Origin of the sequence: Exiguobacterium sp. USCH10 (assembly GCF_037619445.1) — a bacterium.
GTDB lineage: Bacteria > Bacillota > Bacilli > Exiguobacteriales > Exiguobacteriaceae > Exiguobacterium > Exiguobacterium aestuarii_A.
In genome coordinates this window covers 88,169-110,140 of sequence record NZ_JAQPZO010000002.1, presented here as the reverse complement: position 1 = coordinate 110,140, position 21,972 = coordinate 88,169, and the positions used below count along the sequence as shown (strand labels likewise).

At 46.5% G+C, this 21,972-nt stretch carries 21 protein-coding genes; 13 read left to right on the top strand and 8 right to left on the bottom strand.

What is annotated here, in order from left to right; translation table 11 throughout:
- Positions 1 to 51: 51 nt before the first annotated feature.
- The 8 genes from PQI28_RS05110 to PQI28_RS05075 all read left to right on the top strand — a co-directional run bounded on the left by PQI28_RS05110 (position 52) and on the right by PQI28_RS05075 (position 7,406).
- On the top strand, positions 52 to 729 hold the full coding sequence (locus tag PQI28_RS05110) for a hypothetical protein (RefSeq protein ID WP_339962695.1): 678 nt from the start codon (positions 52 to 54) through the stop codon (positions 727 to 729).
- Between the two features lie 56 nt (positions 730 to 785).
- Positions 786 to 3,044, top strand: a complete 2,259-nt coding sequence (locus PQI28_RS05105) for an AAA family ATPase (protein ID WP_339962694.1) — start codon at positions 786 to 788, stop codon at positions 3,042 to 3,044.
- A 31-nt stretch (positions 3,045 to 3,075) separates the two neighbouring features.
- Positions 3,076 to 3,492, top strand: a complete 417-nt coding sequence (locus tag PQI28_RS05100; RefSeq protein WP_074033186.1) for an acyl-CoA thioesterase — start codon at positions 3,076 to 3,078, stop codon at positions 3,490 to 3,492.
- 78 nt (positions 3,493 to 3,570) lie between these two features.
- On the top strand, positions 3,571 to 4,446 hold the full coding sequence (locus PQI28_RS05095; RefSeq protein ID WP_339962693.1) for a M15 family metallopeptidase: 876 nt from the start codon (positions 3,571 to 3,573) through the stop codon (positions 4,444 to 4,446).
- An 11-nt stretch (positions 4,447 to 4,457) separates the two neighbouring features.
- Positions 4,458 to 5,078: a glycerol-3-phosphate 1-O-acyltransferase PlsY gene (gene plsY, locus PQI28_RS05090; RefSeq protein ID WP_445236746.1), complete on the top strand. Its 621-nt coding sequence runs from the start codon at positions 4,458 to 4,460 to the stop codon at positions 5,076 to 5,078.
- 173 nt (positions 5,079 to 5,251) lie between these two features.
- Positions 5,252 to 6,022, top strand: a complete 771-nt coding sequence (locus tag PQI28_RS05085) for a DeoR/GlpR family DNA-binding transcription regulator (protein ID WP_214692672.1) — start codon at positions 5,252 to 5,254, stop codon at positions 6,020 to 6,022.
- A 13-nt stretch (positions 6,023 to 6,035) separates the two neighbouring features.
- Positions 6,036 to 6,689, top strand: a complete 654-nt coding sequence (locus PQI28_RS05080; RefSeq protein ID WP_339962692.1) for a copper homeostasis protein CutC — start codon at positions 6,036 to 6,038, stop codon at positions 6,687 to 6,689.
- 72 nt (positions 6,690 to 6,761) lie between these two features.
- Complete coding sequence (locus PQI28_RS05075; RefSeq protein ID WP_339962691.1) at positions 6,762 to 7,406, top strand: DUF975 family protein; 645 nt, start codon at positions 6,762 to 6,764, stop codon at positions 7,404 to 7,406.
- Positions 7,407 to 7,425: 19 nt separating this feature from the next.
- Here PQI28_RS05075 and PQI28_RS05070 read toward each other — a convergent pair whose 3' ends face one another.
- Genes PQI28_RS05070 through PQI28_RS05060 form a run of 3 tightly spaced genes read right to left on the bottom strand, consistent with a single transcriptional unit; the run spans position 7,426 to position 10,298 of the window.
- Positions 7,426 to 7,653 carry a hypothetical protein gene (locus tag PQI28_RS05070; RefSeq protein WP_074033180.1) on the bottom strand — a complete coding sequence of 76 codons (228 nt, stop codon included), beginning with the start codon at positions 7,651 to 7,653 and terminating at the stop codon, positions 7,426 to 7,428.
- Between the two features lie 45 nt (positions 7,654 to 7,698).
- Entirely contained in the window at positions 7,699 to 8,571 is an 873-nt protein-coding gene (locus PQI28_RS05065; RefSeq protein WP_339962690.1) for an NAD(P)-dependent oxidoreductase, read from the bottom strand.
- Positions 8,568 to 10,298, bottom strand: a complete 1,731-nt coding sequence (locus PQI28_RS05060) for an ABC transporter ATP-binding protein (protein WP_339962689.1) — start codon at positions 10,296 to 10,298, stop codon at positions 8,568 to 8,570. Before PQI28_RS05060 ends, PQI28_RS05065 begins: the two co-directional genes overlap by 4 nt.
- A 108-nt stretch (positions 10,299 to 10,406) precedes the next feature.
- Between PQI28_RS05060 and PQI28_RS05055 the strand changes: the two genes are divergently transcribed.
- From PQI28_RS05055 to PQI28_RS05035, 5 genes are all read left to right on the top strand, one after another.
- On the top strand, positions 10,407 to 11,513 hold the full coding sequence (locus tag PQI28_RS05055; protein ID WP_339962688.1) for an exonuclease SbcCD subunit D: 1,107 nt from the start codon (positions 10,407 to 10,409) through the stop codon (positions 11,511 to 11,513).
- Positions 11,510 to 14,518 carry an SMC family ATPase gene (locus PQI28_RS05050; RefSeq protein ID WP_339962687.1) on the top strand — a complete coding sequence of 1,003 codons (3,009 nt, stop codon included), beginning with the start codon at positions 11,510 to 11,512 and terminating at the stop codon, positions 14,516 to 14,518. Before PQI28_RS05055 ends, PQI28_RS05050 begins: the two co-directional genes overlap by 4 nt.
- 5 nt (positions 14,519 to 14,523) lie before the next feature.
- A complete protein-coding gene (locus PQI28_RS05045; protein ID WP_339962686.1) occupies positions 14,524 to 15,306 on the top strand; it encodes an aminoglycoside N(3)-acetyltransferase in 783 nt (260 codons plus the stop codon).
- A gap of 28 nt (positions 15,307 to 15,334) precedes the next feature.
- Complete coding sequence (locus PQI28_RS05040) at positions 15,335 to 16,222, top strand: alpha/beta hydrolase (RefSeq protein WP_214782633.1); 888 nt, start codon at positions 15,335 to 15,337, stop codon at positions 16,220 to 16,222.
- Between the two features lie 69 nt (positions 16,223 to 16,291).
- Positions 16,292 to 17,140: a sulfite exporter TauE/SafE family protein gene (locus tag PQI28_RS05035; RefSeq protein WP_214782636.1), complete on the top strand. Its 849-nt coding sequence runs from the start codon at positions 16,292 to 16,294 to the stop codon at positions 17,138 to 17,140.
- A gap of 22 nt (positions 17,141 to 17,162) precedes the next feature.
- On the opposite strand, the gene PQI28_RS05030 is transcribed toward PQI28_RS05035, so the two are convergent.
- The 5 genes from PQI28_RS05030 to PQI28_RS05010 form a co-directional block, all read right to left on the bottom strand.
- Positions 17,163 to 17,360 carry a hypothetical protein gene (locus PQI28_RS05030; protein WP_214692645.1) on the bottom strand — a complete coding sequence of 66 codons (198 nt, stop codon included), beginning with the start codon at positions 17,358 to 17,360 and terminating at the stop codon, positions 17,163 to 17,165.
- Positions 17,361 to 17,423: 63 nt separating this feature from the next.
- Positions 17,424 to 17,954, bottom strand: a complete 531-nt coding sequence (locus PQI28_RS05025) for a biotin transporter BioY (protein ID WP_339962685.1) — start codon at positions 17,952 to 17,954, stop codon at positions 17,424 to 17,426.
- A gap of 132 nt (positions 17,955 to 18,086) precedes the next feature.
- Positions 18,087 to 19,472: an argininosuccinate lyase gene (gene argH / locus PQI28_RS05020; protein WP_339962684.1), complete on the bottom strand. Its 1,386-nt coding sequence runs from the start codon at positions 19,470 to 19,472 to the stop codon at positions 18,087 to 18,089.
- The gene (locus tag PQI28_RS05015; RefSeq protein WP_339962847.1) at positions 19,465 to 20,679 is read right to left on the bottom strand and encodes an argininosuccinate synthase; all 1,215 of its coding nucleotides are present in this window, start codon (positions 20,677 to 20,679) and stop codon (positions 19,465 to 19,467) included. Before PQI28_RS05015 ends, argH begins: the two co-directional genes overlap by 8 nt.
- A 126-nt stretch (positions 20,680 to 20,805) precedes the next feature.
- Positions 20,806 to 21,948 carry a CapA family protein gene (locus PQI28_RS05010; protein WP_339962683.1) on the bottom strand — a complete coding sequence of 381 codons (1,143 nt, stop codon included), beginning with the start codon at positions 21,946 to 21,948 and terminating at the stop codon, positions 20,806 to 20,808.
- Positions 21,949 to 21,972: the final 24 nt, after the last annotated feature.

Below are 21,972 nucleotides of genomic sequence, written 5' to 3'. Positions count from 1 at the left end.
GTCCTCTTAGCTAGTGTAGGATAGTAAGTGAAGAAACGAGGAGGATAGGCTATGAAACAACAGATAAAAAAACGGTTGAGCTGGGTCATTTTGGCCGGCATCCTCATTGTCGGGGCATTACTCGCTTATAATTTTTACGTACTCATGAATCTGAATGGTGAAGAGGAAGAACAGGTTGAACCGTTCTACTCAAATGTCGTGATTGGGTATCAAGAGCGTAAACTTCCGAAAGAAGGGGAAACACTCGAAGAACGAGAGTACCTTGTCACGTATGATGAAAACGGACATTTTGTCTCAGAAGTCGTTACGGGGCCAAACGTGGGTGCAAAAGCAGAGTGGGACGGAGAAACGTATTTGGAGTTTAATCCGGACGGAGAAGAGGTTCTGCGTCAAGAGACCAATTCCGGAGCGGTTGCACCGCATCCATTCCTATCCCGCGCCACGAATGAACAGATTCGCAAATGGCTAGACGATGGCACGCTCGGATCGAGTGAGGGCGAGACAGATTTAGTCGGTCGAACCGCACAAGCTTATGTAAAGTCTGAAGCGGCTGAAACGGTTCCTGAAGAATGGGTTCAAAATTATCCGTCTATTTTCAGTGAAGAAGAAAACAAAGAGACAGTCACATATTATGTCGACGCGAACGAACGGATTTTGCTTGCGGCAGAATCGCGGAATAACGGAAAGTTGTTCCATTCGATTCGGATGACGTCTTTTGAATCAAGATAATCCGATGGGGAGCAGACAACATGTCGGCTCCCTTGTCGTCTGAAAGGGAGAACAGAATGAAACAAATTCAAGTTGAACAAGTTCAAACGGATTTGACGAGCTGGGAAGCTGGAGAAAAGATTAATGAGGCGGCGCTCTTATCTTATGCGCACTGGTCACGTGCGACTGGGCATGAAGAAGAACTGATTCGTTCATTGACATTGCTCGCTACACATCGACTCGAGCAGAAGGAGTCGATGGACCCGTTATTGAACCGCTGGGTGAAAGAATTAGAGTCGATGAATGCGTTACCTCCGGAATTACGTCTGTTTCAATTGAACGAGCAGTTGCGTCGTTCAAAACAAGCGCTCCAAATCGATTGGCCGACATTACGTGAAGCGGATTACGCCTCGATGAAGGTACAAATTTTGACGGAATACGAGTCAAAGACATCTGCGCTCCTCGATCAACTCGACAAACTACATGATGAAGTTGAGGCGGCCAAGTCTGATTTGCGGGACTCAGAGTGGCGGGGGCAACTCGAGAAAATTTTCGAGGCCATCATCGAGGCGATGCAGGAAGTCGCATCGTTAGAGGATGATACGGCATCTTTACTCGCATCGATGCAAGGGAACTACTTCAGTCGAGAAGCGTTTCGTCGCTTCGGTGAACGCGTTGTGCTCGTCAAAGAGCGACTCGATACAATCTGTCAGTTGCTGCCGGAACGTAAAACGGAGACACGTTCGAGCGCCATCGAATCACTTGAGGAAATGATTGGTCTAGATGACATCAAAGACCGTGTGAAAGCATGGTATCGCTTCCTGCTCTTCCAGAAAGAACGAGAAAAAGCAGGGTTTTCATCGAAGCATCAACCTTCCCTTCATCTCGTTTTTACGGGTAATCCAGGTACCGGGAAAACGACGCTTGCTCGACTCATGGCAGAGATTTATTTTGAACTCGGCCTGCTCAGTCGACCGGACCTCGTCGAAGCGGATCGCTCAAGCCTAGTCGGCGCATATGTCGGACAAACGGAAGAACAAGTGATGAATAAAGTCAAAGAAGCAGAAGGTGGCGTCCTGTTCATCGATGAGGCATATGCACTAAAACGTCAAGATGCAAGCGGAAGTGACTATGGGCAAGCTGCAATCGACACGCTCGTCGCAGCGATGACGAGCGGCGAATATGCTGGGAAGTTTGTTGTCATCCTTGCCGGTTATCCTGAAGAGATGCGTCATTTCCTACTTGCGAACCCTGGTTTACGCTCACGATTCCCAGAATCGAATCACTACGAGTTACCAAACTATCGGGATGAGGAATTAGTCGCAATCGGTGAAAAAGTGGCGCAGGAGAACAATTACGTATTGACGGAGGAAGCAAAGCGGTCACTTCTGACACGGATTGACCGTGAACGAGTCGATTCGACGTTCGGGAATGCGCGAACGGTTCATAACATCTTACTCGATGCGATGTTTAAAAAAGGATCTCGTTTCGGTGCAGATGCCCCTCTAGACGAGATGGCACTTTTGACCGAAGAAGACTTTGATCAACCCGAAGAAGATGCGAGTCCAACATCGCTGGACGACCTTGTCGGTATGGAAGATGCCAAAGTACAATTGGCAGAGATTGAAGCACTCGTGAACATCCAAAAGAGACGAAAAGCGCTCGGTCTGAAGACGGCACCCATCCAACTTCATATGACACTCACGGGGAATAGTGGAACGGGTAAGACCACTTTTGCATATCTGTATGCTCAAATGTTGAAGCGTACAGGCTATTTGAAGCGTGGACATGTCAACGTTGTCAGTCGAGCGGATTTGGTCAGTGGCTATGTAGGACAGACCGCACAAAAAACGAAAGCGGCGATTCGTGATGCACTCGGTGGCGTATTACTCATTGACGAGGCATACAGCCTGAATGGAGGAGCGAATGACTACGGTCGAGAGGCAATCGATACACTTGTCGATGAAATGCCGAAACATGGCGAAAACCTTGTTGTCGTCCTTGCGGGATATGAAGGTCCGATGAGACGGTTGATTGAATCGAATCCTGGACTAAGCAGTCGCATGAAACGCACGATTCATTTTGAAGATTATTCGCAAGAACAACTAGTCGAGATTGCTGTGAACTATGCAAACCAATTTGGATACGAGCTGGACGAACAAGCGATTGAAGCTTTATCGCTTCGATTGAGTGAAATCAAACACGCGAATGCACGGACTGCTTTGTCTGTCATCGATGAGTCAATCGCTCGTCAATCGTATCGACTCATGTCGGAGAAAGAGAATGAGACCTCACTCCAACAATTATTAATAGTAGATATTAAGAGTAAACTATAATACACTAGTAGCAGGAAAGAAGGATGATTCAATGCATACGATTCAAATCCCAGTTAGATATCAAGAAACGGACATGATGGGAATCGTCTATCATGCCAACTATTTAGTATACCTAGAGATTGCTCGCACCGAACTGTTACGTCAGCTCGGTGTCGAATACAAAGACATGGAAGAAGCGGGTTTCGTTTCGCCGGTGACGAACGTATCGATGGATTACAAACGAAGCGTAACGTTTGGCGATACGGTTCATGTGCGCGTATGGGTCGACCAATACTCAAAAATCAGAACGATTTATGGCTATGAGTTGACGAACCAAGATGGTGAACTCGTGGGAACAGCCAAGACGACTCATGTTGTCGTCAAACGAGGAGATTTCAAACCGATTCGTCTCGATCGAGAGTTCCCGAAATGGCATGACATGTACATGAACGTCATGAATCCTGTCTAAGAATCTTCTGTCTTCGTACCGTCAGTATGGTATCATATCTTGACGGTACTTTTTGTTATCTAGAAAGGGGAAAATCGCATGCGTTATCCATCAGTCTTGATGGTTTGCGGCGCCTTGACGTTCATGTTAGCCGGTTGTACGACAAACGAGCAAGTTGAACCGAAAGAACCAACAACACAGTCATCAACAATAGATGAACCACAAACAGAACCAAACGAACCGACCTCGAATCAGGAAGTGGAAACCGAGTCACCGACAGACGAAGAAACAACGGAGTCTGAACCGGAAGTCGAAGAACAACCAGCTGAGCCGACACCGCCAGCAGCAGAAGAACCGACTACACCTGTCCAACCGATTGAAGTCGATGGTGTCGCAAACTTAGAATTAGAAGAGTTGATTCTCGTAAATAAGCAAATTGCATTGCCGGCTAATTATCAGCCGAGCGACTTAGTTGAGGCCAACATCGATTTTGTCGATTCAGCGGTCGGTGAGCGTCGGAAGATGCGAAAAGAGGCAGCACGTGCGATCGAAGAGTTGATGAAGAACGCAAAAGCGTCTGGTATCGATTTGAAAGGGACGAGTGCGTTTCGTTCATACGGTTATCAGGTGACGCTATTCAATGCTTACGTTGAGCGGGATGGCAAAGAGCAAGCGATGAAATACTCCGCTCCACCCGGACACTCTGAACACCAGACGGGTCTTGCAATTGACGTCTCGAGTGCTTCTGTCAATTATCAACTCACACAAAGCCTTGGTGAAACGGTTGAAGGAAAGTGGCTAGCAGAACATGCTCACGAGTATGGCTTTATCATTCGCTATCAAAAAGCGTTTGAGAAAGAGACCGGCTATATGTATGAACCGTGGCACTTACGTTATATCGGTACTGAACATGCGAAAGCAGTGCACGCATTGAATCAGCCATATGATCGATATATTGCGGAATATATGAAGTAAGGGGAATTGCGATGCCATTTATGACAGAAATCATCATTATCATTTTAAGCTATTTACTTGGTGCGATTCCGTTTGCGCTCATCATCGGCAAGCTCGGTTATCGAGTAGATGTTCGCGAACATGGGAGCGGCAACTTAGGTACAACGAACACGTTTCGTGTTCTCGGCAAAAAAGCGGGGATCCTTGTTTTACTCGGTGACATGGGGAAAGGACTAGTCGCAGCTTTGTTACCACTCTTATTCGGAAGTGAGATGAGTCTGCTTCTTGCCGGGATTCCGGCAGTCATTGGACATTCTTATCCGATCTTTGCGAAATTTAAAGGTGGAAAATCAGTCGCGACGAGCGGCGGCGTACTTTTAGCGGCGTTTCCGTGGTTCTTCTTTGTCGTCGTCGGCACGTTTATTGTGACTCTCCTCATTTCACGTATGGTATCTCTCTCTTCTATGGCTGCCGCTGTAGTAGGTCTCGTGACGGCAACGACTTACAGTATATTGACGAAGGACTGGTTACCTCTGATTGTCATCGTTCCATTGGCCCTGTTTATCATCATTAAACATCGTACCAACTGGCAACGAATACGAGCCGGGAAAGAACCGAAAGTCCCACTTTTTCAAAGCAAGCATAAATCTTAATTTCTTTCAGGTGCGTCCGATCAAGACGTACTTTTTTGTGCATTGTTGTTGATTTACATAAAAAAGAAGCAAAATCATGTTGGATTTGCTCGTTCTTTACTTTCAATTTACGTTAAATTTACATCCGTTCGTTACACTAGAAAAGGAAAGATTTTAGTGGAGGAGGCAGGGACGTGTCTTTAATCGGTGAAGAACGTAAACAAAAAATTGTCGAGTGGATCGAACGAGAAGGTAAAGTGAAGACGAGCGAATTGATTGAACGATTGAATGTATCAGGGGAATCGATTCGACGTTATCTAGAAGAACTAGAGAAAGAACATCGGATTAAGCGTGTTTATGGGGGTGCGGTTCTTCATCAGAGCATGTCTTTTCAGCCGATTGTCATTGCCAACATGGATGGCATCCGCCGTATCGCGTATACGGCATTTCAATTGATTCCAGACGATACGTTACTCTATATCGGTCATGGGGTTGCAGCCGAACAAGTGGCGTCTCGTTTACGAGGACGAAACGTGACGGTGGTCACGCCATCTTTAACGGTTGCCAAAGCGTTGTTTGAACAACGGGCGAAAGGTGTGCTCGGTGGCGAGATCCAGTTGTTAGGTGGTACAATCGATCCGAAACATCTCGTGACGACAGGCGAACAAGTTCTCGCACAACTCCAAACCTATATGTTTGATCTTGCCATCTTATCTGTTGAGGGGGTCGATTCAACCCTTGGTTTGACGTGCGATGCTTTCGGACTCGCTAGTATCACACAATCGGTGATGTCGCAAAGTCGCGAGACATTCTTATTAACCGACCATACCCAGTTGAACCAACAAAAAAGATATCGGGTGTGCGACTTTTCAAAGGTGACGGCAATTATCTCAGATTTTCCGGAACCACAAGAATTTAAAGGCGTCTTAGCCGAACATGGCGTGGACTGGAAGTTCGCGCCGTAAAAGGAGCGATTGTATGAAAGTAGAATTGATTGTCACAACGTTATCTGAAGCAATCGAGGCGGAGCAACTCGGGGCAGATCGACTCGAGCTGATTGCAGATATGGAAAATGGCGGGATCACGCCAAGTTTCGGGACGATTCGGAACGTGATCGAGCACGTATCTATCCCGGTACATGTCATGATTCGACCTCATACACGTTCATTCCATTTCAACGATGATGATGTGGAAACGATGCTTGCAGACATTGGTCTATGCCGTGAACTCGGGGTGAATGGAATCGTCTTTGGTGCATTGACAAAAGACGGGGCAATCGATGAGCGAATTTTAGGAGAAGTCATCAAACATAAAGGTGAGATGGCACTAACGTTCCATCGTGCCTTCGACGCATCGCGTGATGTATTTGAATCGCTGGATGTCTTAAATGATTTTCCGGAAATCGATATCTTATTGACATCTGGCGGTGCGAACACTGCGCTAGAGGGTATCGAAACATTGATTCGGCTGAACGAGCAAGCAGAGATGACTATTTTGCCTGGAGCCGGCATTACAACAGAAACATTGCCATCCTTACGGGAACGACTCAACGTCGACATGGTACACGTCGGGAATGGCGTACGAACAAACGGACAGTTGGATGGGGCTAAATTCAAACAACTTCGTGGATGAGTCAAAGCGGAAAACAGTCGAAAGACTGTTTTTTTGCTATAATGAAAGAAAATACAAAGTGTAGGTGAACTCATGCAATCTTCCGTTTACAAACAATATGCGCTTCGAATGCTCTCAGGAAAATGGGGCATATCATTACTCGTCGTTTTGACTGTCATGGTCATTCAGGCGATGATCACGACACGTCTAGACCTATCAACGAATGACCCTGAAGTCCTCATGACTTCTGTGGCACTTTTGTACGGAGCGACAGTCCTTCTCGCGCCAATTGAGCTCGGGAAGAATTGGGTGTTTCTTCAGGTCGCTAAAGATGAGAAGCCTGAGTTCGGCTTATTGATTGAAGCGTTCGGCTCGCTGAGAGAGTATTCACGAGCCGTGATTTATTACGCAGTGTTTTATTTAGGGCTGAACGTGTTGATGTTATTCCTAATTGTGCCTGGCGTCTGGTTTTATTTGACGTATCGCATCACACCGTTCATCATGCGGGACGAACCAGATTTATCAGCATTCCAAGCCATGCGAAAGAGTCGCCTAATGATGAAAGGGCATAAACAGACGATGTTAAAGCTATTCGCAAGTTTTATCGGATGGTACGCGCTCGTCCTTCTTACTGGGGGACTCGCTTACATCTTTGTCACGCCTTACTTACAGACGGCGATTTCAGGTCTCTATCTAGAAATGAAAGCGTCATATCTCGCAAAACAACCGGTCGGGTAATCCGACCGGTTGTTTACGTTCAATGCTGATCTGTCTTTTTCGGGTTAGGGGCGTCTTCAAAATCTTGTTTTTCTTGTTCAGACGCATCCGCATGCCACTTTTTCGCTTGTTCAGTGGCAATCGGTATCGCTTTCGTCTCAGAATAGCCTTGTGCGAGCAGTGCGTTCGCAATATCAATGGCTTTCTTTTTTACAAGTGGATCGAAGTTTTTCAGTGATTCTGGATAATCTTTCATGTTCCATGGCACGAAAATCGCCTCCTTCACTCCTACTAATTCCACAAACTGCATGATTCAAACGTCTTGATGAAGGTAATACTCGATAAGCGCTTGTGTCCCGTTCTCCCCGTATCCATTTTCTTCGAGAATCGAATAGAGTCGATGAGCGAGCTCAAGTCCAGGTAATTTCACTTGAAGTTCGTTTGCACTCTCGATGGCGAGTGTCATATCCTTAATAAAATGTTTGATGAAGAAACCTGGAGCATAATCTTCAACAATCATCCGTGGAACCAAGTTTTCAAGCGTCCAGCTACCCGCTGCTCCTCCACGAATCGTGCGGATGAGCGCTTCCGGGTCAAGTCCTGCTCGTTTACTGAACGCTAACATCTCCGCATTCCCCATCATCGTTCCGGCAATGGCTATTTGGTTGGCGAGTTTCGCATATTGTCCGCTCCCGGCATATCCCATCCGTTCAATGGACTGTCCCATTGCTTCGAATAAAGGTTTTGCCTTATTGAAGGCGAATTCTCCGCCTCCGACCAAAATGGAAAGTGTCCCATTTTTTGCACCAATATCTCCACCGGTGACCGGTGCATCGAGCGGAAGAAGACTCCGTTCAATGGCCGTTTCGGCAATTCGTTCAGCAAGTTTTGGTGAAGAGGTTGTCATATCGATCAAGAGCGTACCTGGTTCTGCTGAATCAAGGATATTTCCTTCCCCGAAATAAATCGACTCGACATCTGACGGATAACCGACGATGGTGATGACGGCATCAGCATCTAGACATACCTCTCGAATCGTTTCGCACCATACTACACCTTCCTCTAATAGCGAGGCAGCCTTCTCTTTCGTTCTCGTATAAGCTTTTACGTCAAAACCATGCTTCATCAAATTTCGTACCATGGATTGGCCCATGACCCCAAGACCGATAAACCCGATTGTTTTCATGTAGATTGTCCCCCTAGTAATTGTTGTGAGACGAGACGCTGATAAAGGGCGTTCTCGTTTAAAAGTTGCTCGTGTTTCCCAATCCCGCTGATGCGTCCATCTTCTAACACAACGATTTGGTTGGCATGTCTGACGGTCGATAAGCGGTGGGCAATCACGAGTGTGGTTCTCCCGACCATCAGGCGATCGAGCGCTTCCTGGACGACGCGTTCTGATTCTGAATCTAGACTCGACGTCGCTTCGTCGAGCAATAAAATTTGCGGATTACGTAACAATGCCCTGGCAATCGCAAGACGCTGTCGTTGTCCACCTGACAAGCGAATACCACGTTCTCCAATCTCCGTCTCGAGCTGATTCGGCATCACTTCGATAAATGACCATGCGTTTGCCATTTCACACGCCTCTTTGATTTCCTCATCACTTACTTTACGTTGAAGACCATAGACGATGTTTGTCCGAACAGAACCCGACAAGACGGGAGAGTCTTGAGCGACATAACCGACGATTTGACGCCATGTATCCCGGCCATATGTTTGAATGTCGCGATTGCCGTACCGAATTGATCCCTGCGTTGGTGTGTAAAATTGTTCGACGAGCGAAAAAAGTGTCGTTTTGCCGGCACCGCTTCGACCGACGATGGCGGTCGTTGCGCCCGGTGAAACGTGAAGAGAGAGTCCTTGGAGAACGGGCTCCGTCCCATAATGAAAGGTCACATCCTCGAAAGAGAGGTCAGCCTGCTCGATGGATTCTTGATATGTGCTGTACGGTTCAGGACGGACATCTAATAATTCAGCGATTCTTTCAGTTGCGCCACGTGCTTTTTGTAGTCTCGTCAAAAATTCACTCATGGTGATCAGTGGAGTGATGATTTGGAATACATAGAGCATGAAAGCGAGTAGTTCACCCGTCGATAAGGCCCCTGTCGAGACACGATACGCTCCAAATCCGAGTATGGCAATCAACATCCCTGTCAACGTCACGTTGAGGAGAGGGATGAGGATGGCTTGAATCCGTCCTTCTTTCACACCATAATCGAACAACGTTTCGATTTTCACTTTCCCGGTCCGCACTTCCATTTGTTCTGTCGCCTGCGATTTGACGAGACGGATTTCACCGAGCAGTTCCGCAAAGAATCCGGACAGGTTACCTAACTCCTGTTGCGTTTCTTTTGCAATGACTCGAAGCTTTCGGCCGAGTGGGATGACGATGACAAGCGTCGTCGGTACTGAAAACAAGATGACGAGTGTCATTTGCCAATCGAGCGTGAACAAGATGGCGACGGCACCGATGACCGAAACGAAAGAGGTCAACAAGCGGACACTTTGCTCGGACAACAGCTGTTGTAGCGTCGTCGTGTCATTGTTCAAGCGGGAGACGAGTTCTCCCGATTTGATCCCATCATAAAAAGGGATGGGCAGTTTGATGAGGTGGTCCCACAATGTCGTCCGAAGATTGGCGACGACACGTTGACCGACAATATGTAGCCAGTAAATCGATAACGCGCTCGTAATGACTTGGACGAGAAAGGCAATGATAAAGTATGCAATCCATTCAGGCGTCAACAGGTCACTACTCCAACGGTCAACGACGCGTTGAAGAATGAGTGGAATCGCTAACGATGCAACGGCTTGAAGGAGCGAAATCAGAATCGCTCCGACAAACAATCCTTTAGGAGGGTTCGCGATTTTAAAAAGTTGGAAAAACGTATTCCACGTCGATGAATTCATTTTGAACATACCTCCTCTCTCTTTACTTTCGCTGTTTCAAAATCGGGTGTCAAGACGTCGAATCGAACGATTGAGTCATGCTAGAATAAGAAAGAGAGGTGATACGTGATGAAATGGATTCACACGGCCGATTGGCATCTAGGTAAGATTGTCCATGGTCGTCATATGACAGAAGATCAACGAAATATTTTATTCCATTCGTTTTTACAAATCATCGATGAGGAAAAACCAGATGCGGTCATCATCGCTGGGGATTTGTATGACCGGGCCGTACCACCCGTCGAGGCTGTCGATTTACTCGATGAGATGTGGCGAGAATTGGTGTTGAAGCGAGAAATCCCGGTCGTCGCCATCGCGGGAAATCATGACTCAGCGGAGCGTCTCGAATATAGTTCAAAATTGTTGAGACAAGTAGGACTACATATCATCGGTAAATTAAACCCGGATGCTGATCCGCTTGAAGTAGCCGGGATTCCGTTTTACCCAATCCCATTTCTTGAGCCGGCTCGTGTTCGGCACATATTAGGGAACGAAACAATTCGCACGCACCATGACGCGTTGGAGGCCGTCATTGAAGCATACGGAACCATTGAGAAGAATGCGGTCTCAGTGGGTCATAGTTTTGTCGCAGGAGGACTTGAGACCGATTCGGAGCGTCAGTTATCGGTCGGTACCGCCGGACAGGTCGCGAAAGGGCTATATGACCCGTTCTCATACACGGCTCTTGGACATCTACATAATCGTGATGCAATCCATTCAGAACGGATTGCATACAGTGGTTCTCTCATGAAATACTCTTTCTCTGAGGTCAATCATGAGAAATCGGTAGATATTTTGGAGTGGGACGGACACTGGAAACGTAGACGTCGAACGTTGACGCCAGAACGGGACATGAGACAGATCACAGGAACGTTGGATGAGTTACTCGCACCTTCGTTTTATCAACAACAACAAACCGATGATTATTTGAAAATTGTGTTGACCGATGACAAAGCACTTTTTGATCCGATGGCAAAGCTTCGGACCGTTTATCCGAACATTCTTCATCTTGAACTGGAACTGTTACGACGCCAAGAACAGACGTCAACATTTGAACGGGAGACGCTCGAACGACAATCTGTCGAAGAGGTATATTTACAGTTCTTTGAAGCTGTACACGACCGAACGGCCTCGGATGCCGTCAAACAAATGATTGAAGAAGGTGATGTCAGATGAGACCAGTCGAATTGAAGATTCAAGCATTCGGACCGTATGCGGAACGAGAAACGATTGACTTCACACAATTAGTTGGACGCTCGATGTTTGTCGTGAGTGGTCGGACGGGTGCAGGGAAGACAACCATCTTTGATGCGATGACGTTCGCATTATATGGACGGGCCAGCGGGACGCTTCGCAATGCCAGTGATTTCAGAAGTCAATTCGCACAACCTGAGTTGAAGACGGAGGTCGACTTTTCGTTTACGATTCGCGGTGACCACTATCGAATCGTGAGACAACCTCAACAACCTCACCCGAAAAACAAGACACCGATCCCACATGAGGCCGTTCTTTATGAATGGGAAGATGGTTGGAAGCCAATCGCGACAAAAGTGAACGAGGTTCAAGAGGAAGTCGAGTCGATTTTACAACTTTCATATGAACAATTCAGTCAAATCTTGTTACTCCCTCAAAACCAATTTAGACAATTGCTCGATTCGAACTCAAATGAGAAACAACAAATCTTGCAATCTATTTTCAAGACGGAGGCGTATCGTGCTTTCCAGGAAAAGTGGGCAGAACGTCTCAGCACATACCGGAAACAAGTCGAATGGGCAGTCGAGCGAACCCGTCTCAAGTTACTAGAGCTTGAAGATGAAGCAATCGAAGAGATTTCGACGAAATCGATTGATGTGATCCATCAGTGGCTAGACGAGCGCGAACAACGTTTGATTACAACTGTTGAGTCCGCAACAGAACAGAAACAGGATCATTCGAAGAAGCTCGAACAGGCGCGTACCGAATTAGAACAAGCGAAAGCGCTTGTCAGTTTATTTCAAGAACAGCAAGAAACCTTGCAAGCTCTTGATTTATTTTTAAAAGGCGAGACAGAACGAAACGAACGTCACGAGTTGTTGCAACGTTTAGAGGCAGCAGCGAACATTCGTCCAGTCTATGACCGATTATTAGAAATGAAGAAACATGTTCATCAACTGACGGTGGAGGAACAAGCATCTTCTAAAAAACTCGAACAATTACAACAAAAGCAATCTTCACTATCGGAGCAGCAATCTGCAATTGAAGAGAATAAACAAGAAATCTTATCCCTTCAAGAGCGACTTCGGTTAATTGATGAGATGTTACCGCGAATGAAAGAGCGGGCAGAATACGTGACGTTACGTGAGCAACTGATGAAACGTGCGAATGAATTAAATGCCTTTTCCAAAGAGGCTCGGCTCCAAGAACTTCAAGTCCACGAACAACAATTAGTGAAAATGTTATCGATTGAACCTGAAGAACGTGCAGTTGATGCAGAGCGACATGTCGACCGATTGATGTATTTGGTCAAACTTGAGACGAAGGTGAATGAGTTATCAAATCAGCTCGCCACTTGTGAGCGGTCCGGAAAAGAAGTGCAGCGACTGCATGCCATCCAGCAAGAAGTAATGACAAACTACAAACAGCAAGAACAGATGAATGCGGCAAGACAACTGAGTGAAACCCTTAAAGAAGGTGAGCCTTGCCCGGTGTGCGGCTCTCGTCACCATGATGTCCCACAGTTCGAAGACTTGCTTGAATCTATGGATGAAGAAGTGGAGGCGAAGGCACGTCTTGAGGAATTGACGACTCAATTGATTGAAGCGAGATCCGATTATCGTTCGCTCTATTCTCGGCTTGAAGAGGCTCGACGAGAATTTGATGAGGTTTCGAAAGATATTCAGGTGGATGGATTACTATCAGAAGAAGTCAAGAAATGGCAAGCGCATGTGGATCGTCTACAACGTGAAGAGCGAACGCGTCTCGAGAATGAACGAACGCTTCGTCAACTAACCAGTGAAATGAGACAACTTGAAGAAGAGCGACGTAACCAATTTGAAGAGCGTCAACGTGTCCTCACAGAACTCGAAGCGATACAGCAAAAACTGAACGCGCTCGGTCAAACAGAGGAAACAACGTTAGAAGAATTACAGACCGAGCGGACAGACCGACAACATCGTCTCAACATACTTACGAAAAAAATTGAAGCGTTCGACCATGACTTTGAAATCGTCAAAAAGGAAACGTGGAAAGAAGAAGAGCGACTCACTTTAATGCGGCAACAGCTTTCTGATGCGATGGAGCAATACGATTCACAAAAGACGACCTGGAATAAGCAATTAGAGGTCGCTCAGTTGAACCAGGGGCGGTACGAACAACTAGCTGATCGAATCGATCAGCGAACGAATATCCGTGAGAACTTACAACGTGAAGAAGAGGAAGGTGTCCGGTTACGACACCGCATCCAGATGATTGAGGGGAAATTAGGAAATGTAGCACAACCAGACCTTCAGTCGATTGAAACGAAGGTGAACGAAGCCAAGGAATTATACGAGCGAGCATCAGAACATCTCATCACCTCACAAGAAGCCTTGTCTAGACACCGTCAAATCATCTCCGAGTGGGATACGCTTCGTAAGGACACAGCAAGTGAAGAACAGAAGTTAGAAACGATCAAGTTGATTGCAGAAACCGGAAAAGGCATCAATCCGCAAAAGATGACGTTTGAAACATATGTACAAACGGCGTTCTTTGACCAGATTTTACATGCGGCGAACATTCATTTGGACCAGATGACAAGCGGTCAGTTTCGACTAGAGCGAAAAGTGGAGACGGCAAAAGGGAATGCTAAGTCCGGACTTGAACTTCTCGTATTCGATGCGTACACCGGTCAATCACGCCGTGTGCAAAACCTTTCCGGAGGGGAAGGTTTTAAAGCGTCTCTCTCACTCGCGCTTGGTCTAGCAGAAGTGGTGCAACAGTTGAGCGGGGGTGTGAGTCTTGAAACGATGCTCATCGATGAAGGATTCGGGACGCTTGATGCCGAATCTTTAGACCAGGCAATCGAATTATTGATGTCGCTACAGGCGACAGGTCGACTTGTCGGGGTCATCAGTCATGTTCAAGAATTGAAAGATCGCGTCGATGCCCGAATCGAAGTGAAAAAATCTAGAAGCGGGTCAACGATCCAGCTGATTGTGGAGTGATCGAAATGAAACAGATGGTGACGAAGTCAAGTCTCATCAATCATTTGAAAGAAGCAGGAATTCAACGAGGAGAGTCTTTATTTGTTCATACCTCGCTTTCAAAACTCGGATGGGTATGTGGTGGTGCGCAGACTGTAATCGAGGCACTGCAAGAAGTGGTGGGACCATCAGGACTTCTCATGATGGCGACCCAAACCGGAGACAATTCAGATCCGGCTGAATGGGAGGCACCACCTGTTCCGGTTGAGTGGTGGCAGACGATTCGTGCCGAAATGCCGCCTTATGAAAAAGAAAAGACATCAACCCGTGGGATGGGGCGTGTCCCCGAACTGTTTCGGAACTATCCGAACGTTTATCGAAGTGCACATCCGATGTGGTCAGTCGCGGCATGGGGTGAAGAGGCAAAAACAATTGTGTCTGGTCACTCGATTGACGTTGGCTTCGGTCCAGGTTCACCAATCGAGCGAATAATTGAACGAAATGCACGTGTTCTACATCTCGGGTCGCCACTTGATGCAACGACACTCTGGCACTATGCGGAGTATGGGATTGATGGTCCTACAAAAATGTTCGGTTGTGCTGTAATCGAACAAGGCGAACGTGTGTGGCGAACGTTTGAACATACAGATGTAAATAGTGATCCGTTTGGTGCAATCGGTGAAAATATCGTCAAACAGAAAGATGTTCATATGTTTACCATCAATGATGCGACGTGCTATTTGATTCCAGCTAATACATGGGAGCCAGTGCAACATGCGCTCATCGCACTTCGAAGCTGGTTAAGATAATGAATGTAGAATCGAGGGGAAGAAATAGATGAATCGTTGGATGAAACTGTTGAGTATTGCGACTCTAGTCATCTTACTGGTGGCCGGATTGGCAATTGGCGGGATCTCGGCACATATCGGTGACCAATTAACATCACCTGAGCGAGAGACGTTGACGTACACGCCGAAGTCACTTGGATTGAAGTATGAGAACGTGACCATTCAATCAGAAGAAGGGCATGATTTGTATGGGTGGTGGATTCCCCATCCTACGCCACGTGCGACAATCGTATTTGCTCATGGGTATGGAAAGAACCGAGAACAAGAAGATCTCCCGTTAAAAGAGTTGATTCCCGAGTTTCATGAGCAAGGATATCAATTTTTAACGTTCGATTTTCGTGGTTCTGGGATTTCAGAAGGAGATCGGGTAACGGTCGGTGCGAAAGAACAATCAGACTTACAAGCTGCCATCCAATACGCAAAAGGTCGATCAGAGGGTCCGATTGTACTTTACGGAATTTCTATGGGAGCGGCGACGGCCCTCTCTACGGCAGATGATGTTGAGGTAGCCGCAGTCATCGCAGACAGTCCGTTCAGTGATTTACGGAACTACCTTGAGACAAATCTCCCCGTATGGAGTGATCTCCCGAACGTTCCATTCACACCCGTCATCATGACAGTGACCCCTTGGTTCACTGGACTGGATGCGGATGTTGTTTCACCGATTCAAGATATCAAATCAATCGAGGCACCGATTTTATTGATTCATAGTAAAGGAGACGATGCGATTCCTGTCTCAGAAAGTGAAAAGCTTGCGAGCGCGCAGGATGGTGTCGAACTATGGGTGACGGAAAACGATGGTCATGTCGGATCGTATCAATCATTCCAGACCGAATACCGTCAAAAGATTTTCGATTTTCTAGAACGATCATTGTGAGCAAAGGGGCGCAATTGGCGCCCCTTTTTGATATGATTGCAAACGAGAACAATGAAAGAAGGGTACAAAATGGACTTATTACAACTATTACAGTTTCTCTTGCTCGGTACATTGATCGGGATATTGAGCGGCTTCTTCGGAATCGGTGGTGGCATCTTGCTCACGCCACTACTCCTTGTTTTCGGTTATGAAGCAAGTGCTGCGATCGCACTTAGTCTCATGTTGACGCTCGGTTCGACGACGGCAGGGACGATCTCGCACATTCGTTTACGAAACGTGAACGTGTCACACGCGTTATGGATTGGTGTGTTCGGGATTGTCGGGACTTGGATTGCCACTCCGCTCGTCTTTTACTTAGAAGGGGTGGACGGCGCGACACTGATCATCTCACTCGTCTACATTGCGTTACTTACGTACTTTGCGATTTCATTCTTCCGGTCGAAACAGCATGTCGAAGGGAGTGTCGGGACAGCTTCTGTACCACGACTTGGGATCATCGGTGTCTTTGCAGGATTTATCTCTTCTTTGATGGGGGTAAGTGGTGGCTTTGTATTGACGCCGCTCCAAGTCAAGCTACTGAACACTGAAATGAAGCGTGCAGTCGGAACGAGTATTTCAGCAGCTCTCCTCATCGTAATTTCAGGCGTAATCAGCTATGCCGTGGCAGGTGCTGAAACGAATTACTGGCATGGGCTCGCATTAATCGCAGGTGCGATGATTGGATCTCCGTTCGGAGCCAAACAGTTACAGCGTTTCAGTTCACAACATGTCAAAAAAGCATTAGGTGGCTTCTATGTCACGGTCGCATTTAGTGTGGCGCTCAATTTAGTCGGATGGAATACAGCTTCACTTATACTTCTCGTCACACTAGCACTTCTCTTTATCATCACGCTCATCATTCGACCACGCAAAAAATAAAACCCCGTCTTTGGACGGGGTTTTAACGTCTGGCGATATGGTCAATGTTTTCTTGAATCTCTCCAACTTTCGCTTTTGCTTCGCGGAGTCTGCGCTCAAATGCTTCTGTGTCACGTTTCTCATGAGACGACTTGTCAACTCCTTGACGTTGCCCTTTGTCAGAGCGTTGATAAAAGTGGGTCGCTTTTTGTAAGCGTTTTTTAAACGTCGAGTCGCTCATAGGGACACCCCCTTCCATACTTCATTTATTCCACATATGGAAACGGGCGAAACGTTCGAACGTTTAAGAAGCGAGGGAACGACGAATTTGAACGTTCTGAGAAATTTTCACAGCTAAGATCGCAGCAAGTACGGCTTTGAGTGAATCTCCAAGAATAAACGGGATATTCACCTTGAGCGCATCAATGAACGACATACCGAGAACGATCTCGAGCCCGATGCTTCCAAGTAGGTATACAAGCCCCAAACCGAATAACAAGTTGTAGCCAATCAATGCTGGGATGGAGCAATGCCGCTCGCTGAACCAGCCAATGAAGAAAGCGGCGATTGGAAATCCAATTAAATATCCGACGGTTGGTCCAACGAAGGGAGCAAGACCTCCTTGACCACTCAGTACGGGAAGTCCGATTAAGCCGAGGAGGAGGTAGACGATGACTGCCAAAAATCCTTTTCGTGCACCGAATACGCCGGCGATTGTCATGATGGCCAGTGTTTGAAGAGTGATCGGAACGGGTCCGATCGGTATTTCGATGAAACCGACACTTGCGATAAGTGCTGCCCCGAAGGCAATTTGAGTCATATCTTGAATCTTCATATGTAAACCCCTTTTCAGTTAACGTTAACAATATAAAAGTTAACATGAGATTAAAGAGTTGGCAAGTCATTTCTTAAGTCTAGGTCAACAAGAAAAAACCTCGTCTCAGCAATCATACTGAGACAAGGGTCATTAAGAAGGTATGACATTCATACATGCCGAAGCTTCTTTCAACTGTTCGCGAACAGCGTCAAAGCCTGTACCGCCATAACTATTGCGACGCGCAACCGCCTGTTCAGGGGTCAAAGCGTGATACACGTCCTCTTCAATCAAGTCAGAATGTGTTTGGAACACAGACATGGGGAGTTCACGTAAATATAAGCGTTCATCGACGCAGTATTTGACGAGTTTCCCAGTTACTTCATGCGCTTCACGGAACGGCATGCCTTTTGCCGTCAAATAATCAGCAAGTTCAGTGGCGTTTGAAAAGTCGCGTTCTGTTGCTTGCTTCATCGTGTCTGGATGGAACGTCAATTCGTTCATCATCCCGGCCATGATGCTGAGTGAGCCTTGAACAGTTTTAACCGTGTCAAACATTCCTTCTTTATCTTCTTGCAAATCTTTATTATAAGCGAGCGGAAGTCCTTTCATGAGTGTCAACAATCCCATCAAGTTTCCGATGACGCGTCCCGATTTTCCACGTACGAGTTCAGCCATGTCTGGATTTTTCTTCTGTGGCATCATACTCGATCCGGTAGAGAATGTATCGGACACAGTAATGAAGCGGTATTCTTCACTTGCCCAAAGAATCAACTCCTCACAAAAGCGCGAGAGGTGCATCATGAGGATCGACGCGTTCGACAAAAATTCGAGAATAAAATCACGGTCACTCACTGCATCTAAGCTGTTCGGATAGACTCGATCAAAACCGAGAAGTTCAGCCGAACGGGCTCGGTCAATCGGGAACGTCGTCCCAGCGAGCGCACCGGCTCCAAGTGGAGACCAGTCAATTCGCTTCAAACTGTCTGAGAAGCGTTCTTTATCGCGTTCGAGCATCCAAAAATAGGCGAGTAAGTGATGTGCCAAAGAGATTGGCTGTGCACGTTGGAGGTGCGTATAGCCAGGCGTAATCGTCTCTACGTTTTCTGAAGCGTGTGCATGCAACTCACGTTGAAGTGATTCAATCAATTGAATCACTTCTTTCACACGTTCTTTCAAGTAAAGATGCATGTCTGTCGCGACTTGATCGTTACGGCTACGTGCCGTATGCATTTTCCCAGCAACCGGTCCAATTTCTTCATGAAGCAAAGCCTCTAAATTCATATGGATGTCTTCATGATACACTTCGAACATCAACTCGCCAGCGATTGCTTTCTGCTTAAGTTTTTGTAATCCTTCAAGGATTTGAGTGACTTCCTCTTTTGATAGGATGTTTTGGTCTCCGAGCATCGTTACATGCGCCATGCTACCTTCTAAATCTTCAAGGACGAGTTGAGCGTCGAATTCAATCGAGGCACCGAAAGCATCGACCCAATCGCTGGCCGTCTTTTCAAAACGTCCTCCCCACAATTTACTCATGAATGAACGCTCCTTTTTCCATCAATACCTCTGACTGTACTTTCGTTGGTAAGCCCCAAAGCTTGATAAATCCGACAGCGGCTTGTTGATCAAACGTGTCCGCCGAAGTATATGTCGCAAGCTCCTCATCATATAGTGAAATCGGTGACTTACGACCGTCTACGATTGCTTGACCTTTGAAGAGTTTCATCCGAACCGTACCTGTGACAGTCTGTTGTGTCTCATCGATGAATGCGAGTAGTGCTTTTGTGAGAGGTGAATACCACAGTCCGTTATAAATCGTCTCAGTCAATTTTTGTTCGACGATTGGTTTGAAATGAGCCACTTCACGTACGAGTGTCAATGCCTCAAGGGCCTTATGGGCAGTGATCAGCGTCATCGCGCCAGGAGCCTCATATACTTCACGTGATTTGATGCCGACGACACGGTTCTCAATGTGGTCGATTTTACCGACACCATGCGCCCCAGCGACGATATTCAACTCTTTTAAAATATCTGTGAACGATTGGTTCTTCCCATTGATGGCTACCGGTACCCCATTTTTAAATTCGATTTCAAGATATGTCGGTTCATGAGGTGTATCTTCAAGTGCTGCTGTTAACTCATAAGCACTTTCCGGCGGTGCCGCCCAAGGGTCTTCTAAAATGCCACATTCAATCGCCCGTCCCCAAATATTTTGATCAATAGAGAAAGGTTCTTCTTGAACGATTGGAATAGGGATATTGTGTTTTGCCGCGTATGCAATCTCCTCTTCACGTGACCATTTCCATTCCCGTACAGGTGCAACGATTTCAAGTGACGGATCGAGTGCATGGATGGACACTTCGAAACGGACTTGGTCGTTTCCTTTTCCTGTACAGCCGTGGGCCACAGCGACTGCACCTTCTGCTTGTGCCACTTCGACCAACTTTTTCGAGATGAGTGGGCGTGATAGAGCAGATACGAGTGGATATACACCTTCATACAGCGTATGCGCCTGCATCGAGTAGCGTGCGAAGTCGGTCACGAATTCATCGACCGCGTCGATAACGATTGATTTTTTTGCCCCGACTTTCATTGCTTTTTGTTGAATTTTTTCTAAGTCCTTTCCTTCCCCGACGTTTAAACATACCGCGATGACATCATATCCTTGTTCATCCAACCATTTAATTGCAACCGAAGTATCAAGTCCGCCTGAGTAAGCCAATACGAGTTTCTGTTTCAAAATGTAAGCACCCCTTATGAATAATTATTAATCTATGTTTATAAATATACGAATTAGTGTAAGGGATAATACCCGATGTGGCAACCTTTTTTTGAAAATAAAAATGACCACGAAAGATATTCGTGGTCATCATTGTTCGATTGTAAGCTCTGGTAACCATTGCGACATATGTTCGCTGACAGGAGAGAAGAGTTCGGGTTTTGCTGATTGTAACGGGACGATTTCATAATGTCCTTCTGATGATTTCTGTGTAAATGTTGGATAAAACATCGGATTTTTCAATTCGAACGTTGAAACATCGTCTTCGGTCGTTTTGACAACGTCAATTCCGATGATCCCACCCGTATTTCGATCATCGCCTTGTTGTCCAGATAGGAAGTTACCGAGTGAATACACGACAAATGTTTGATTGCCATCAGCTCCCTCAAGCATCTTCGGTGGTTGTAGGACGTGTGGGTGGTGACCGATGATGATATCGACACCGAGGTCTGAAAGAGTTTGAGCAAGCTCAGTCTGACTTTCGTTCGGTAACGTTTCGTATTCTGTTCCAAAATGTAAGGATACGACGGTCAAATCGGTAGTTTGTTCTGCTTTCTCGATTTCAGGGCGCATTTGCTCGAGGTCGATATAGTTGACGTGGTATGGCTGTTTTGGAATTACGCCGTTCGTTCCGTACGTATAGGCTAAAAAGGAAAAGGAAATCTCGTTCGCGGTCAATGTACGGATGTTTGCCTTATCTTCAGCAGATAAGAAGGAACCGGTGTAAGGCATTCCGATTTCATTCCAGTGACCAATCGAATTCTCAATCGCACGAACCCCGCGATCTAGCGTATGATTGTTCGCCGTCGTGACTAAATCAATCCCGGCACGTTGCAAAGCATCGCCAATCTCAAATGGGCTGTTAAAAGCCGGATAGCTCGACAACCCAATTTCGCTCCCGCCAATCATACTCTCTTGGTTAGCGATTGCGATATCCGCTCGTTCTAAAATCGGCGCGACTTGTTCAAAAGAAGTGTCAAAATCATATCCGTCATTGACACGGGCTGCGTTGTATACCGAATCGTGTAGCAATACATCACCAATAGCATAGATGGATGCCGTCGTGACGGTTGGCTCAGGTTCGGAAGGAGGCTCTTCTATAGGTGTCTCGACGATTGGCTCTTCGGTTTCAACTGGGCGTTCTTGATTTGTCGATGAAGATTGACCACAACCGAATAATAGAATTAGGCCTGAAGCGAATGTGAGATGAGAGATGGTTTTAAAGGGTTTCATCAAAAATCTCCTTTTCAAAATGGA